Source organism: Micromonospora sp. MH99 (assembly GCF_021442385.1).
Classification (GTDB): Bacteria; Actinomycetota; Actinomycetes; order Mycobacteriales; family Micromonosporaceae; genus Micromonospora.
Genome location: NZ_MUZA01000003.1, coordinates 172,067 through 187,077, shown reverse-complemented (window position 1 = coordinate 187,077; position 15,011 = coordinate 172,067). Strand labels below are relative to the sequence as shown.

General features: G+C 71.1%; 14 protein-coding genes and 1 tRNA gene. 3 read left to right on the top strand and 12 right to left on the bottom strand.

Annotation, left to right across the window (positions count from 1 at the left end; all coding sequences use genetic code 11):
• Positions 1-16: 16 nt before the first annotated feature.
• The 3 genes from B0E54_RS03070 to B0E54_RS03060 all read right to left on the bottom strand — a co-directional run bounded on the left by B0E54_RS03070 (position 17) and on the right by B0E54_RS03060 (position 2,323).
• The gene (locus B0E54_RS03070) at positions 17-859 is read right to left on the bottom strand and encodes a hypothetical protein (RefSeq protein WP_234581691.1); all 843 of its coding nucleotides are present in this window, start codon (positions 857-859) and stop codon (positions 17-19) included.
• A 784-nt stretch (positions 860-1,643) separates the two neighbouring features.
• A tRNA-Val gene (locus B0E54_RS03065) sits at positions 1,644-1,715 on the bottom strand.
• Positions 1,716-1,765: 50 nt separating this feature from the next.
• Positions 1,766-2,323, bottom strand: a complete 558-nt coding sequence (locus B0E54_RS03060) for a TIGR02611 family protein (protein WP_374109235.1) — start codon at positions 2,321-2,323, stop codon at positions 1,766-1,768.
• 294 nt (positions 2,324-2,617) lie between these two features.
• Here B0E54_RS03060 and B0E54_RS03055 point away from each other — a divergent pair, with 294 nt between their 5' ends.
• Entirely contained in the window at positions 2,618-3,049 is a 432-nt protein-coding gene (locus tag B0E54_RS03055; protein ID WP_007457244.1) for an SsgA family sporulation/cell division regulator, read from the top strand.
• A gap of 114 nt (positions 3,050-3,163) precedes the next feature.
• On the opposite strand, the gene B0E54_RS03050 is transcribed toward B0E54_RS03055, so the two are convergent.
• Positions 3,164-3,940: an SDR family oxidoreductase gene (locus B0E54_RS03050; RefSeq protein ID WP_234581689.1), complete on the bottom strand. Its 777-nt coding sequence runs from the start codon at positions 3,938-3,940 to the stop codon at positions 3,164-3,166.
• A gap of 189 nt (positions 3,941-4,129) precedes the next feature.
• Between B0E54_RS03050 and B0E54_RS03045 the strand changes: the two genes are divergently transcribed.
• Together B0E54_RS03045 and B0E54_RS03040 are read left to right on the top strand one after the other, a co-directional pair.
• Entirely contained in the window at positions 4,130-5,122 is a 993-nt protein-coding gene (locus B0E54_RS03045) for a helix-turn-helix transcriptional regulator (RefSeq protein WP_234581688.1), read from the top strand.
• A gap of 7 nt (positions 5,123-5,129) precedes the next feature.
• On the top strand, positions 5,130-5,585 hold the full coding sequence (locus tag B0E54_RS03040) for an Rrf2 family transcriptional regulator (RefSeq protein ID WP_234581687.1): 456 nt from the start codon (positions 5,130-5,132) through the stop codon (positions 5,583-5,585).
• A gap of 21 nt (positions 5,586-5,606) precedes the next feature.
• On the opposite strand, the gene B0E54_RS03035 is transcribed toward B0E54_RS03040, so the two are convergent.
• The 8 genes from B0E54_RS03035 to B0E54_RS03000 all read right to left on the bottom strand — a co-directional run bounded on the left by B0E54_RS03035 (position 5,607) and on the right by B0E54_RS03000 (position 14,886).
• The gene (locus tag B0E54_RS03035; RefSeq protein ID WP_234581686.1) at positions 5,607-6,572 is read right to left on the bottom strand and encodes an acetylxylan esterase; all 966 of its coding nucleotides are present in this window, start codon (positions 6,570-6,572) and stop codon (positions 5,607-5,609) included.
• Between the two features lie 49 nt (positions 6,573-6,621).
• Positions 6,622-7,299, bottom strand: coding sequence for an N-acetylmannosamine-6-phosphate 2-epimerase (locus B0E54_RS03030; protein ID WP_234581685.1), 678 nt, complete (start codon positions 7,297-7,299; stop codon positions 6,622-6,624).
• On the bottom strand, positions 7,296-8,231 hold the full coding sequence (locus B0E54_RS03025) for an ROK family protein (protein WP_234581684.1): 936 nt from the start codon (positions 8,229-8,231) through the stop codon (positions 7,296-7,298). The genes B0E54_RS03030 and B0E54_RS03025 overlap by 4 nt, the downstream gene beginning before the upstream one ends.
• Positions 8,232-8,233: 2 nt before the next feature.
• Positions 8,234-9,172, bottom strand: a complete 939-nt coding sequence (locus B0E54_RS03020) for a dihydrodipicolinate synthase family protein (protein WP_234581683.1) — start codon at positions 9,170-9,172, stop codon at positions 8,234-8,236.
• The gene (locus B0E54_RS03015) at positions 9,169-10,242 is read right to left on the bottom strand and encodes an ABC transporter ATP-binding protein (protein ID WP_234581682.1); all 1,074 of its coding nucleotides are present in this window, start codon (positions 10,240-10,242) and stop codon (positions 9,169-9,171) included. Before B0E54_RS03015 ends, B0E54_RS03020 begins: the two co-directional genes overlap by 4 nt.
• Positions 10,239-12,197 (bottom strand): dipeptide/oligopeptide/nickel ABC transporter permease/ATP-binding protein, encoded by a 1,959-nt coding sequence (locus tag B0E54_RS03010; protein WP_234581681.1) that lies wholly within the window; start codon positions 12,195-12,197, stop codon positions 10,239-10,241. Before B0E54_RS03010 ends, B0E54_RS03015 begins: the two co-directional genes overlap by 4 nt.
• Positions 12,197-13,153 carry an ABC transporter permease gene (locus B0E54_RS03005; RefSeq protein WP_234581680.1) on the bottom strand — a complete coding sequence of 319 codons (957 nt, stop codon included), beginning with the start codon at positions 13,151-13,153 and terminating at the stop codon, positions 12,197-12,199. The genes B0E54_RS03010 and B0E54_RS03005 overlap by 1 nt, the downstream gene beginning before the upstream one ends.
• A gap of 104 nt (positions 13,154-13,257) precedes the next feature.
• On the bottom strand, positions 13,258-14,886 hold the full coding sequence (locus B0E54_RS03000; protein WP_234581679.1) for an ABC transporter substrate-binding protein: 1,629 nt from the start codon (positions 14,884-14,886) through the stop codon (positions 13,258-13,260).
• Between the last annotated feature and the right edge of the window lie 125 nt (positions 14,887-15,011).

The following is a 15,011-nucleotide window of genomic DNA, read 5'->3' as shown; positions in this document are numbered from 1 at the left end:
TTGGAGGGCGCCGGGCTCAGCGCGTCTCGTTGTGGGTCGTGCTGAGCCTGGCGCAGGCCAGCACGGTCAGGGCGGCTCCGAGCAGCAGCGCCGCTACGGCGACGGCGGTCGCGACGTCGGGCCCGGTCTCGACGGCCACCGACACACTGACGCCCGTCTGGTAGAAGGCGTCGCTGCCGCGCGGCTCCGGCCGACTCCGCCAGGCATCGTCCACCGCGAGCCAGGCCACCGTGGCCAGCAGCGTGACACCCACTGCGGCGATCGGGGCGGTGCCATGGCGCCGGACCGCGCGGCTCACGACCCAGGCATACCCCCCGAGCACGAGCAACGCCGCCACGGCCACATTGGTGAACGAGCCGAGCAGGGCGGTCAGCCCCGACGGGAGGAGGGCGACGAATACCAGGGTGACCAGCGTGAGCACGCCCACGGCCGGCGCGGCCCGGCCGATCCGGCGCAGCCGATCCCGCGGCAACCGCCCGACAGCGACGCCGAGGCAGGCGCAGGCCAGGATCAGACAGCTTGCCACGGCCAGCTGTCGCAGGAACTGCGTCCGCTGCCGTACCGGGTCGGTCACCAGCGCGATCAGCTCGCTCGCGCTCGGTGGGGCCTCGCCGAAAGGCGAGGCCACCCATCCCCACATCTCCACGACGCCCGCGAGGGTGAGTAGGAGCAGGCCACCCTGCAGCAGCAGACGTGTCGACCGGGGCACGGCAGGACCGGTCACCGCGGGGTGGACGGCGAGGATGCCCAGAACGACGACGCCGCCGACCCCGGTCGCCCAGGCGGATCCGAACAGCGCGCCCACGACGGCGAGCAGCACGGCCCCGAGGAGCAGCAGAAGCTGCTTCGCTGAAGGCATCCGCACAGGGTATACAGGCGGATCCAGGCTCGGCGCCCACGGCTGGAACCGACTCGATCTTCCACGCCTTGAGCATCGCCCTGGCTCAGGGCGACACGTGGGGGCCGTTTGGCAGGATCGAACCACCTTGATGGCGCATCTCGCGGAGGTCGGATGGCCGCTGATCTTTTCGCCATCACACGCCTGGCCAACCAGAGCCAGTCCCACCACAAGCCACCGAACCCGCGCCGATTCATCCAATTCTCTGAACATGCGATCCACAGGCCAACCGTCGACAGAATGGACGACGGCTCCCCCGCCTCCCGCCACAGTTGACAGGCCCAACCGCGTCACCTTCAGGCGGGCAAGCGACGCCCCACAATTCGGCCGCCTAGAGAGTCAGAGCGCCGACGGACATGACAACCGGTGCAGCGGCGAAGCTCGGGATACTGGGAAGGACACGCGCACGTAGCTGTCGGCTCTTCGCCTCCATGGGAGGACCCCTGTCCACCATCGGAGCGTTCCACTCGGGCGGGCCATGTACGCCGTCGCGGCCTCGCCAGGGACCAGCAGCAACATCGCGGCGCCACCACCCGCCGGAGGACGACCCGCTGCGGGTAACTCCAGAGCCGCAGATCTGACCCACCAGCCCGAGCACAGTCAGCGCCACGCCTACCTGCACGATCATCGCGGCGACCGCTGCACAACCGCGCTGCGTGCCGCCGCTCCCAAGGTAAGCGGCACATACGGCGAAGCCCGTTACCAGGCAATCCGGTAACGGGCTTCTGACCTGCAGAACTGAGAGTGGGCGATGCTGGTATCGAACCAGCGACCTCTTCGGTGTGAACGAAGCGCTCTCCCACTGAGCTAATCGCCCTCAGCGCCGTTGACTCTACCCGATCGTGGAACGAGACCGGAAATCCGGGGTCAGTGCGTCGTGAGGTACCGCATCGCCTCGGCCACCACGTCGATGCCGAAGCTGAGTTTGAGGGAGAGCCAGACCACAGCGCCCACGAAGACCAGGCCGACCGCCCCGAGCACGAAGCGCAGTGGCAGCGACTGTCGCGTCACCCAGCGGGTCCAGCCGTGCACGTGTCGGCGGGTGAAGCCGAGCAGTCGGCGGGCCCAGTGGAATTCCACGGCCCAGATGCCGAGGCCGGCGATGACCAGGAGCCAGCCCGGCCCGGGCAGCGGGATGAGGGCGATGCCGATGGTGACGACCAGGGCGCCGGCGATGGCGATGAAGATCTTGAGGGCGATCCGGCCGGTGGGGTTGGCGCGGATCAGGTCGAGGGTCGTCGAGATCCGCTGCCGCCAGTGGGGTCGCTTCGGCGGCTCGCCGACGACGAGGACGCCGCCGGTACGGCCCGTGTCGGGCGTCGACCGTCCGGGTCGCTCGGGCTGCTCCATCGGCACGTCGTACCCCCGCTTTTCGGCTGCTCGGACCGCGACTTTCGGCGGACCGGACGCGGCCACCGGATCCACTGAGGATCGGTTCGTGACCATTTCACCCCCCAGTGTCGCTCGGGCCCGTCACTGCAACGGCCGACTGGACGTTACCGGAGTAAGTCGACGACTGAGCCACCCGACGCCGGGCGGAATCACGCACTGGGCAGAACCGGAAATCCTACATGAATGCTCACATTCACGCGGTCTTTCCGTCCCCCTTCCCACCACTGGGTGAAGTCAGCGTATGGCGGAGCGTAGCCAGGAGTAGCACCTGAGTATGGGAAAAGCGGGACACGCGCGTTCCGCAGCGGTGCCGGGGGGAGAACGTCCATGAGTGTCATCCGACCGACGACCGTAGAGGTCGAGACGTCGCTAAGGCTCGTCGCACCTGACGCCACCGCCTTGCCGGTGCGTGCCAGTCTGCGTTACGACCCTGCTGACCCGTATGCGGTCCATGTCCTGTTCCATGCCGAATCGGCCGGGGGCGAGGCGGTGAGCTGGTCGTTCGCTCGCGAACTTCTGGTCACCGGCCTTGACGAGCCGGCGGGCATCGGCGATGTGCGGGTCTGGCCCTGGGCCACACCGCGGGGCGACTTCGTCGCGCTGGCCCTCTCGTCACCGGACGGCAACGCCCTCTTCGAGGTGCCGCGCAGCGTCCTGGTGCGTTTCCTTCGACGGACGTACGTCGTCGTCCCGCGCGGCCGCGAGGCCGAGCACCTGGACGTCGACACGGCGGTGAACCGGCTGCTCGCCGGTCGCTGAGCACCGCCCGAACGGGCAACACCGGCCAGACAGGGCCGCGCGGATCTGCCGAGTCCGCGCGGCCCTCGCACACCCCGGGGGTACGCGGGCAGCCCGACCGGGGGTGGCCGGCGCTCAGCCGTGGGTGGTGATGCCGCCGTCGACGGGGATGACCGCGCCGGTGAGGTACGCGCCGGCCCGCGAGGAGAGGTAGATGGCGGTGCCGGCCATGTCCTCGGGGCGACCGATGCGGCCCAGCGGCACCTGCTGCTCGATGGCGGCCCTGCTCGCCGGGTCATCGAGGGCGAACGCCATCATCTTGCTCTCGAACGGGCCGGGCGCGATCGCGTTGACGGTGATCTGCTCGCCGGCCAGTTGGTGGGCGAGGCTGCGGGTGAGCATGTGCACTGCGGCCTTGGTGGCGGAGTACGCGTACACCTCCATGAACGGCACCCGGATGCCGTCGATGGACCCGATGTTGATCACGCGGGCTGGGTCGTCGGCGCTGGCGGCGGCGCGCAGCGCCGGCAGCAGCGCGGTGGTGAGCCGGAAGACGGCCTTGACGTTGACTGCCCAGAGCTTGTCGAATGCGGCCTCCGGGTAGTTGTCCAGCGGGGCGCCCCAGGTGGCGCCGGCGTTGTTGACCAGCACGTCGAGGCGGTCGACGCGCTCGCGGACGGCGGCGGCGAGGGCCTCGGCGCCCGCGTCGGTGCCCAGGTCGGCGGGGATGGCCTCGCAGTGGCCCTCGGCGGAGAGTTCCTTGGCGACGGCCTCGCAGACGTCCGCCTTGCGGGACGAGATGATCACACGGGCGCCGGCGCGGACGAAGCCCTGGGCGATCATCAGCCCGATCCCTCGCGATCCGCCGGTGACCAGGACCGTCTTGCCTTCGACCGAGAACAGCTGCGTCATGCCCATCCCATCGCGTGTCGGCGGGTCCGCCGGGCGGTCGGGCGGACGGCGGGTGCCGGGCGGCCACGGACCGCACAGCGCTACCGCCGGGTAACGTAGCCCGGCCGCGGGGATCGCGACAAGCCTCGCCGCCGCCGCGCACCGAGATCGGGATGCGGTGACCTGCGGTTCGGGCTACCGTCGCAGGCGATGGTCTCCACTGATCCCTCCCCCGCGCCATCGATCGGAACGGCGTCACCCGTACCCGACGAGATTTCCACGTTCGCGCTTGCCGACCTGGCCGGCGACCCCGGCTGGCGGCGGCCGGTGTTCGTCGAGCGGGAGCTGTTGATCCTCACCACCAGGGGTCACGGCGACGCCGAACTGGATTTCCACAGGTTGCCGTGCCGACCCGGCACGCTGCTGCGGGTCCGCGCCGGTCAGGTGCTGCGCTGTGCCGGCCCACAGTTCGACGCGACGGTGGTCGGCTGGACCGCCGAGGCGCTGCACGGCCTGGCCGTCGATCCGGACGCCCCGCAGACCTGGCGACAGTTGGCCGGCGAGGACGAGGACGCGGTGATCAACGAGGTGAGCCAGTTGGCGGTGGACTGCCAGCGGCACGGCGACGCCCCGGCCGGTCGTGCGCTGCTGCGCCACCAGCTCGCCGTGCTGCTGCTGCGGCTGACGCTGCCCGGTCTGGCCCGGTCCGGGCACCGGCCGGAGGTCGAGACGTTCCAGCGGTTCGGCCGGGAGGTGGAGCACGGCTACCAGCTGACCCGGCGGGTCGAGGACTATGCCGCCGCGCTCGGCTGCTCGGTGCGGACCCTGACCCGGGCCTGCCTGGCCGTGACCGGTCGCAGCGCCAAACAGGTAATCGACGAGCGGGTCGCGTTGCAGGCCGCCCGGCTGCTCGCCGCCAGCGACGAACCGATCGCCCAGATCGGCCGTCAGCTCGGCTTCTCCGAGCCCACCAACTTCGGCCGGTTCTTCACCCGTGAGATCGGGGTCAGCCCGGGGGCGTTCCGCGCCACCCGTGATCAGCCGGCCACCGGCCGGGTCGTCCGGCCCCGACCGGCGGCCGAGCCGACGGGCGCCAACGGCGGGCGGTTCCGCTCCGGCGCCGCCGCCGAACCGGCCAACGGCGGTCACGCCACGCGGTCCGGGAAGCCCACCGGGGCGGGCGGCGGCACCGGGCGGGCATGATGGCGGAGTGCAGATCTCCGCGCGCGGCGACTACGCGGTACGGGCGGCGCTGAGCCTCGCGACCGCGTACCCCTCGCTGATGTCCACCCAGGCCATCGCCGCCGAACAGGACATGCCCCGTAAGTTCCTGGAGGCGGTCCTGGCCGATCTGCGTCGGGCCGGCATCGTGCGCGCCCAGCGCGGCGCCGAGGGTGGCTACACGCTCGCCCGTGCACCCCGCGAGGTGACCGTCGGCGCGGTGCTGCGCGCGGTGGAGGGCCCCCTCGCGGGTGTACGCGGCCTGCGGCCCGAGGAGACCCGCTACGAGGGCGCGGCGGAGAACCTGCCCGGCCTGTGGGTGGCGGTCCGCGCGGCCGTACGGCGGGTCGTCGACGAGGTGAGCCTCGCCGAGATCGTCAGCGGTCGGCTGCCCGCACACGTCCGCAAGCTCACCGCCCTGCCCGACGCCTGGGAACCACGCTGACGCCGGGCGGCGGGGCCGCCCTCAGCAGCCGAAGAGCGCGCGCAGCCAGGTGAGCTGCTCGACCTGCTGGTGCGCCGCACCACCCTCGTGGTCGTTGAACTCGTACACGCGCACCTCCTTGTCACCGCCGTAGCGGTGGTAGGCGGCGAAGCAGGTCGAGGGCGGGCAGGTCCGGTCCATCATGGCGACGGAGAACAGCGCGGGCGCGGTGGCGCGGGGCGCGAGCACGGCGGCGTCGACGTACGACAGGGTGTGGAACACCCGGCTGGCCCGGTCACGGTAGAGGGCGAGGTATTCGGTGATCTCGCCGTACGGGCCCGCCCCCGCGACCTGGACGCCACGCCGGATGTCACAGAGGAAGGGCACGTCGGGCATGGCCGCCGCGACACCGGGGACCAGCGCGGCCACGGCCAGCGACAGGCCGCCGCCCTGGCTGATGCCGGTGACGGCGATCCGGTCGGCGTCGATGGCGGGATGCTCGGCGGCGGCGGTTGCGAAGCGGACCGCGTCCGTGATCAGCCTGCGGTAGTAGAAGTCGTCCGGGTCGGTGACGCCGCGGGTGAGGAAACCCGGGACGGTTCCCGCCGGGTACCGGTCCGGGTCGGCGGTAACGCCGGGCGCCGCGCTCCAGCCCTGACCCCGGGTGTCCATGATCAGGTGGGCGAATCCCGCCGCGGCCCAGAACAGCTTCTCGTGGGGCAGGCCACGGCCACGGCCGTACCCCAGGTACTCGACGACGCAGGGCAACGGCCCGGTGGCGGTCGCCGGCAGGTGCAGCCAGCCGTGCACGGGCTCGCCGCCGAAGCCGGCGACGGTGACCGCGTACGTGCGGATCTGGGTCAGACCCGTGTCCACGGGCTCGTACGTCGCCGCCGTGGGTTCGTCGGCGCCCAGCGTCCGTTCCCAGAAGGTGTCCAGGTCCTTCGGCACGTCCAACTCGGGTCGGTACGCCCAGCACTCGGCGAGGGTGAGATCGCTCAGAGCCACAGCATGGCCTCCGTGACAGCAGGGTTGTCAGTGTGTGTGGGGGTTTGCGCTACCGGGCGGCCATCGCCGACGCGAACCAGCCGGTGATGGTGGTGGGGTGGGTGATCGCCGTACCCACGACCACCGACCACGCCCCCGCCCGCAGCGCCTGCGTGGCCTGCGCCGGCGTGTGGATCCGGCCCTCAGCTACCACCGGCACGTCGACGGTGGCGGCGAGCCGGGCGACCAGGTCCAGGTCCGGTTCGGGCTGCTTGGTGGTGTACGCGGTGTAGCCGGCCAGGGTGGTGCCGATCAGGTCGGCGCCGGCCGCGGCGGCGGCGATCCCCTCGGCGAGAGTGGAGCAGTCCGCCATCACCAGGGCCCCGGTCAACTGGTGGACGGCGGCGATGGTCTCGCGCAGGCTCCGGCCGTCCGGCCGGGGTCGCGCGGTGGCGTCGAGCGCGACGACGTGCGCGCCGGCCCGGGCCACCGACAGCGCGTGCTCCAGCGTGGGGGTGATAAAGACGTCGTCGTTCCCGTCCTTCCACAGCCCGATCAGCGGCAGGTCGACGGCCTCCCGGATCGCCGCGATGTCCGCCAGGCCCTGGGCGCGGATGCCGGCGGCTCCGCCCTGGGCGGCGGCGAGGGCCACCCGGCGCATCGTGTCCGGGGTGCGCATCGGCTCACCGGGGTACGCCTGGCAGGAGACGACCAGCCGGTGGCGGAGTCCTTCGATGAGCGCGTTCATGAGATGCCCTTCCAGGCGAGCGTGGCGGCCCCGAGAAGTGGGGCGTCCGAACCGAGGGTGGAGGCCAGCACCGGCACGTCGTCCAGGCTGGGCAGGGTCTCCCGCCGTACGGCGGCGCGAAGGGCCTGCCACCAGAGGTCGCCGAGGCCGGCGACGCCGCCGCCGATCACGACGGCGCCGGGGTCGAGCATGTTGACCAGCCCGCCGACCGCCGAGCCGACGGCGGTGCCGCCCAACAGGATCACGTCCCGGGCCGCCGCGTCGCCGTCCGCGGCCCGCGCGGCGACCGACCGCAGGTCGTCGACCCGCTGGCCGGTACGCCGCACGTACTCCCCGGTGAGGGCGGGGCCGGAGGCGATGGCCTCCAGGTGGCCCTGGCCGCCGCAGGTGCAGGGCAACTGCCCGGCGTACGGCGAGGGCTGGTGGCCGGCGTGGCCGGCCGTCGAGTGGGCGCCGGTGAGCACGTCGCCGTCGACCACGAAGGAGGCGCCGATGCCGGTGCCGACGGCGATGAAGAGCGTCGTGTCGTAGCCGGCCGCGACGCCGTGCCGCGCCTCACCGAGGGCGTGCGCGTGCACGTCGTTGATGACGGACACGGGCACGCCCAACTGCTCGCGCAGTCGTCCCCGCAGGTCCGTACCGGCCCAGCCGGCCAGGGCGTCGGTGGCCGACAGCACCCGACCCGTCCGGGGGTCGATCACACCGGCGCTGCCGACACCGAGGGCGCCGACGTGCGCCTCTGTCGCCCTCGTCCGCAGGCGGTCGACGAGACCCGCTGCGGTGTCGAGGATGGCCGTCGCCCCGGCCCGGCCGGGCGTCGCGGCGGTGAGCCGGTCGATGACCGCACCGTCGCGGGTCACGATGGCGGCAGCCGTCTTGGTGCCCCCGATGTCGAGCGCGGCGACAACCGGGGGCGTGCGTACCGTGGGCATGGCTAGACGAGCCCCGCCAGTTCCAGGTGGCCCCGCACCCGTGCCGCCTCGTCGGCGTCGAGCGGTCGCAGGGGCAGCGACACGGCGTTGCTGTCGATGACACCGAGCAGGGCCAGGGCGGTCTTGAACGCGCCCACCCCCCGGGTGGCCCCGGCCGCCGTCGCCGGATCGGCCGCGTCGACGATCCGGAACAGCCGGGTCAGGCGGTCCTGCTCGGCGCGGGCGGCATCCCAGTCGCCGTCGACGCAGGCCCGGTGCAGGCGCACGTAGCCGGCCGGGTCCACGTTGCCCAGTCCGGGGACGGAACCGGAGGCGCCGGCGAGCATCATCGCGTCGACCACCACCTCGTGGCCGGTCAACAGGCTGAAGTCGGCGTTCGGCGAGTGTTCCGCGATCGCCAGCACCAACTGGCGGAAGGAGACGTCGTCGCCGCTGGAGTCCTTGACGCCGGCGAGGACGCCGTCCGCCGCGAGCCGGGTCAGCAGACCCGGCGACAGCTTGGTGTGCACGCAGACCGGAATGTCGTACGCCAGCAGCGGCAGCTCGACCGCCGCGGCGAGCGACCGGAAGTGCCGCTCGACCTCGTGCGGGCCGACGATGGCGTAGAAGGGTGCGGTGGCCACCAGGCCGTCGACACCCAGACGCGTCGAGGCCTCGGCCCGGTCGACGACCCGGCGGGTGGTGGGCTCGATGCAGCCCGCGATGACCGGCACGGTCCCGCCAACGGTCTTCACGATCGTTTCGAGAGCCTGGTCCCGCTGACTGTCGGTGAGGAAGACCGTCTCGCCGGAGCTGCCGAGGGCGAAGATGCCGTCGACGCCGGCGGCGAGCATCCGCTCGACGAGCCGTTCAAGGGAGGCGACATCGACAGCACCCTCCTCGGTCAGGGGGGTGACGACCGGCGGCACGACTCCGGCGAACCGCGGGGCAGGGGTGGTCACGCTGTCTCCTCGACATGTAGGGGGGTGTTGCGGCCGGTCGCTGCTCTGGCGAGCTCGACCAGCTCCGTGTTGCTCGATCCGGCGGGAACGGGGTGGTAGCACCGGAACTCGTGGAGGCCGGCACCGCCGTCGCCCGTCGTGGGTGGTGGCATCTCGATGGCGCAGCCGTCGGTGGCCTTCCAGCAGCGGGTGCGGAACGGGCAGCCGGTGGGCGGCCGGGTCGCGAGCGGGACGGGGCCGACGAGCGGGATCGGATCCAGCGGCGAGAGCAGACCGGGCGTGGCGGAGAAGAGCGCCCGGGTGTACGGGTGCTGCGCGACCTCGGGCAGACCGGCGGCGGGAGTCTGCTCCACGATCCGGCCGAGATACATGGTGACCACCCGGTCACTGATCCGCTTCACGGTCTGGATGTCGTGCGACACGAAGACCATGGCCAGGTTCAGACGCTCCTTGAGGTCCAGGAGCAGGTTGAGGATCTGCGCCCGTACCGACACGTCCAGGGCGCTGGTGGGTTCGTCGGCGATGACCAGCCCCGGTTCCAGGGCCAGGGCCCGCGCGATGGACACCCGCTGGCGTTGGCCGCCGGAGAGCTGGCTCGGCAGGACGTCGGCGACCGACCGGGGCAGCCCCACCAGGGCCATCAGTTCCCGCACCCGCTCCTCGCGCTGCGCCTTCGTGCCGCGACGGTGCACGTCGAGCGGATCGCGCAGGATGTCCCGGACCGGCATGCGCCGGTTCAGCGACGTGGCCGGATCCTGGAAGATCATGCCGACGCCGGCACCGATGTGCATCCGGCGTTCCGCAGCGTTCATCGACCAGACGTCCTTGCCGGCGAAGGCGACAGTGCCGCTCGTCGGCCGCTGCAGACCCACCAGCACCTTCGCCATCGTGGACTTGCCACAGCCGGACTCGCCGACGACGCCGATGGTCTCGCCGGCACGAACGGTCAGGTCGGCGCCGGTGAGGGCGTACACCCGCTCGCGGCTGAACATGCCGCCCCCGCCGGTGCGGTGAACCACGTGCACGTCGCGCAGCTCGACGATCGACTGGTGTGGGACCGACTCGCTCATCGGGCCAGCTCCTCTTCCCTCACGGTGACGGCCGGGTGGTGACAGGCGTACCGGTGCCCGGCGTCGCCCTCCAGGTGGGGCGTCTCCTCCCGGCAGATCTCCGTCGCCATGGGGCAGCGGTCGGCGAACCGGCACCCCGACGGGAAGTCGGCGGGCGACGGCACCACACCGCGGATCTGGGTGAGCCGCTCCGCGCCGGCCTCGAGGGAGAGCACGGAGCCGAGGAGGCCCCGGGCGTAGTGGTGCGCCGGCGCTCCGACCACGTCGGCGGTGACACCGCTCTCGACGATCTGACCGCCGTACATCACCACGACGCGGTCGGCGACGTCGCTGACCAGTGCCAGGTCGTGGCTGACCAGGATCAGCGCGAAGCCCAACTGGCCGCGCAGCCGCATCAGCAGCTCCATGACCTGCGCCTGGACCGTGACGTCGAGCGCGGTGGTCGGCTCGTCGGCGATGATCAGGCGGGGGTCGCGGGACAGCGCCATCGCGATCACCACACGCTGCCGCTGGCCGCCGGAGAGTTCGTGCGGGTACGCGGACAGGGTGCGCTGCGCGTCCAGACCCACCAGTTCCATCAGCTCCTCGGCCGACCTGGTGCCGCCCCGACTGATCATCTGGGCGAGCTGGGGCCCGATGCGCAGTGAGGGGTTCAGGGCCGAGAGGGCGTCCTGGTAGACCATCGCGATCTCGCGGCCCATCAGGGCGCGGCGTCGTTTCGCATTCAACGTCAGCAGGTCGGTGCCCCCGAAGTGGACCTCGCCGCGAACCCGGGCGCCCTGCGGCAGCAGACCCATCACGGCGAGCGACGTGAGGGACTTGCCCGAGCCGGACTCCCCCACCAGGCCCAGCACCTCACCGGGACGCACGTCGAAGGTCAGGTTGTCGACGATGTCGACGCCCCGGTGACGCCCCTGGAACCCGATGGACAGGTTCCGGACCTCCAGGACGGGCTCCCCCTGCGGGAGCGGACGGGCCCGCTCGCGCAGCCGCTGCGCCGCCTCGGGCAGGCCGGGCAGTTGCACCATCTCACCGGAGCCGGGCTGCGCCTCCTCCTGCGCGTCGCCGGTCTTCGTCGTGGTGGCCCGCCGCGCCGCCGGGGCGGCCCAGGCGTCCGACATGCCCTCGGAGAGCACGTTCAGGGCGAGCACGGTCAGCAGGATCAGCAGGCCGGGGAAGAACGTGGCCCACCAGCCACCGATCTGGACCATCTCCTTGCCGAAGGCGATGACCGAGCCCCACGAGGACGCCGCCTCCTGGGGAGCGAGGCCGCCGCCGATGAAGGAGAGGGACGCCTCGAACACGATCGAGTCGGCCACCATGACGGTGACGAAGACGAGGATCGGTGCGGCGCAGTTGCGCAGGACGTGCCGCCACAGGATGTGCGGCCGGCGGGCGCCGATGATGCGTTCGGCGGCGACGTAGTCCTCCCGGTACTGCGAGAGCACGTTGGCGCGCACGATGCGGGCGACCTGGGGGACGAAGACGAAGCCGATCGCGATCACCAGGACCAGGAGGCTGTTCTTGCCGAAGGAGATGATCAGCAGGGCGGACAGCACGATGGCGGGGAATGCCATGACGACGTCGAGGCACCGCATCACCACCTCGTCGACCGCGGGCCGGCTGGTTCCCGCCAGCGCGCCGAGGATCGCGCCGACCACCAGGGCGATGCCGGCGCTGCCGAAGCCCACGATCAACGAGCGTCGGGTGCCGGCGACCAGCCGCGAGAACACGTCGCGGCCGAGCTTGTCCAGGCCGAACCAGTAGTCGCCGTTCGGGCCGGTCAGCGCGGGACCGAGCCCGGCCTGCGCGGGGTCGTGCCGCAGGATCAGCGGCGCGAAGACGCCCACCACGAGGATGAGCAGGATGAAGCTCAGGGCGATCCGGGACGTGACGCTGAGCCGTTTGAAGGCGATGCCGGGAACCGACAGCCGGGCGGTGAGTGTTCGACGCATCAGTGGGCTCCGCGCAGTCGAGGGTTGGCGAAGAGGTAGAGGATGTCGACCACCAGGTTCACGAAGACGAAGCAGATGGCGATCGTCAGCACGGTCCCCTGTGCGAGGGCTGTGTCGTTCTGCTGCACCGCGCTCATGATCTGGGTGCCCATGCCGGGCAGCGAGAAGATGGCCTCGATGACGACAGTGCCGCCCAGTAGGTAGCCGATCCGCAGGCCCAGCACGGTGAGCGGGTTGATGAGCGCGTTGCGCAGCACGTTGCGTCCGACCACCACGCGCGGCGGCAGCCCGGCGCCGATGGCGGTACGGACGTAGTCCTTGTCGAGTTCCTCGACCATCGACGTCCGCACGATCCGGGCCAGTGAGCAGCCGACCGGCACGGCGAGAGCCAGCGCGGGCATGGCGAGGGACTGGAGCCACATCGAGAACGAGTCACCGGGGTTGACGTACCCGCCGGTGGGGAAGATCGGGCGGCGGACCGACAGCTCCTGGATGAGCAGGAGGGCCAGCCAGAACGACGGCATGGCGATACCGGCCATCGAGACGAACCGGATGACCTGGTCGGGCCAGCGGTCGCGGTACAGCGCCGCGGTGATGCCGAGGGCCAACGCGATGACCAGCGCGCCGACGATGCCCAGGGCCGTGAGCTGGATCGTCAGCGGCAGCGCGGTGGCGATCTTGTCGGCGACCGGAACGGACGGCGGGAAGGTCACGCCGAGATCGCCCCGGAGCAGGTCGCCCAGGAAGTGCAGGTACCGCAGGGGCAGCGGGTCGTCCAGGCCGTTGGCGGCCTTGAACGCGGCCACCTGCGCGGGCGTCGCCTGGTCGCCGAGGACGGACAGCGCGGGATCGATCGGGGAGAACTGCATGATCACGAAGACGAAGATCGTGATGCCCAGAACCAGCGGTATCAGGGTCAGGAGTCGTCGCGCGACAAGACTCAGAACGCTCAGCATGGTGTCTTTCTTTCGTCGAGGGCGCCGGGGCGTCCCGCCCAGCCCGAGGGGCGATGGGCTGGGCGGGACGCGGAGGGGCCGGTTCCGGGGCCCCCGGGGCGGGCTCAGCCCTTTCGGCTGCTGCCCAGGAAGTACAGGCCGGTGGTCGCCGCGCCCGAGAAGTCGCTGAGCTTCGCGGGGTCGTACGCGGTGACGACCTTGGTGTGCAGGATCGGGTACAGGGGGACCTCGTCGGCCACCTTGTCCAGAGCCTGCTTCCACAGGGCCTTGCGGGCCGCCTCGTCGGAGGTCTGCGCGGCCTTGTCGAGCAGGTCGGCCATGGCCTTGCGGTCGGCGGCGTCCCACCGGTACCGCTGACCCGGCCAGGTCTGGCCGTAGTAGAACCAGCGCAGCAGCAGGTCGGTGTCGACGCCGAAGACGCTCGGGTCGCCGCTGGCCATCAGCACCCGGAAGGTGTCCTTCGGAACGATGTCGCCGTAGATGGCCGACGAGGGCACCGTGTTGAGGGTGGCGTTGACGCCGATCTTCTTCCACTGCTCGATGACCAGTGGGGCGATGTCCTTCACGGCGGAGTTGTCGGTGGTGTCGAGCTGGAACGACAGGTTGGTGACGCCGGCCTCGGCGAGCAGGGCCTTGGCCTTGTCCAGGTTGTGGTCGTAGACGGTGGCGGCCTTCTGGTAGTCCTTGTTGCCCTCGTCCAGGTAGCTCGTCGCCGGGGTGCCGTAGCCGTTGAGCGCGGTCTTGATGACCGCGTCCTTGTCGATCGCGTAGTGCAGAGCCTGGCGTACGCGCTTGTCGTTGAACGGCGCCGCGGACGAGTTGAACATGAGGAAGACCTGGTTGAAGGCCTGCTTCACGTCAACGGTGTACTTGCCCTTGAGCGAGTCGACGTTCAGGTACGGCACCGACTCGATGGCCTGCACCCGGCCGCCCTGCAGGTCCGACACCCGGGCCGAGGCCTCGGAGGTGGTGTTCCAGGTCATCGTCTCGACCTTGGCCGGACGCGGGCCGCTGTAGTTCGGGTTCTTGCTGAGCTTGACGCCCGACTCCTTGGACGCGCTGTCCAGCATGAACGGGCCGGAGCCGATCGGCGCGGTGTCGAAGGCCTTCGACGCGGCCGGGTCCGCGGTCTTCGACTTCGGCACGACCTTGATGACGGAGATCCGCTGGGCGAACAGGGCGAACGGGTACTTCAGCTTGAACTCGGCGGTCGTCGCGTCCTTGGCGGTGACCGAGTCGATGAACGACACGAATCCCTGCATCAGCGGCGGGGCCTTGGGGTCCGCCGGCTTCAGCACGCGCTGGAAGGACCAGGCGACGTCCTCGGCGGTGACTGGCGTGCCGTCGGAGAACTTCGCGCCGTCCCGAACAGCCACGGTGTAGGTGAGCCCGTCCGGGCTGGCCACCGGGTCTTCCTTGGCCAGGGCACGGTAAGGTTCCCGCGTGACCGGGTCGAGATCGATCAGACCCTCGAAGATGTGCTGGTTGACCGCGGTCGCCACCGCCGACGAGGCGTTCCCGGGGTCGAACCCGCTGGAAAGGGTGAACGCCAGAGTGGTCTCGATCGAGGTCGCACCCCCGTTACCGCCTTCGACGGCGTTTGTCGAGGCGGGGCCGCCACTGCACGCGACCAGCCCGAGTGCGAGGGTTGCCGCGGTGGATGCGACGGCCAACGAGCGGAACCGGCGCGGGGGGAAGCGCCGACTCTCCTTTGGCTCAACGGTGGTGCTCACGTAGCTGCCTCCATAGGCTCTTCATGCGCTCGCGTACCGCTCGCGCTGAGGGATTCGAAGGTAATGGGGTCTGACGTCAGACATCTGATGCCGATAGGGTGAGCGTGTCAGATCCGTGAACGAAG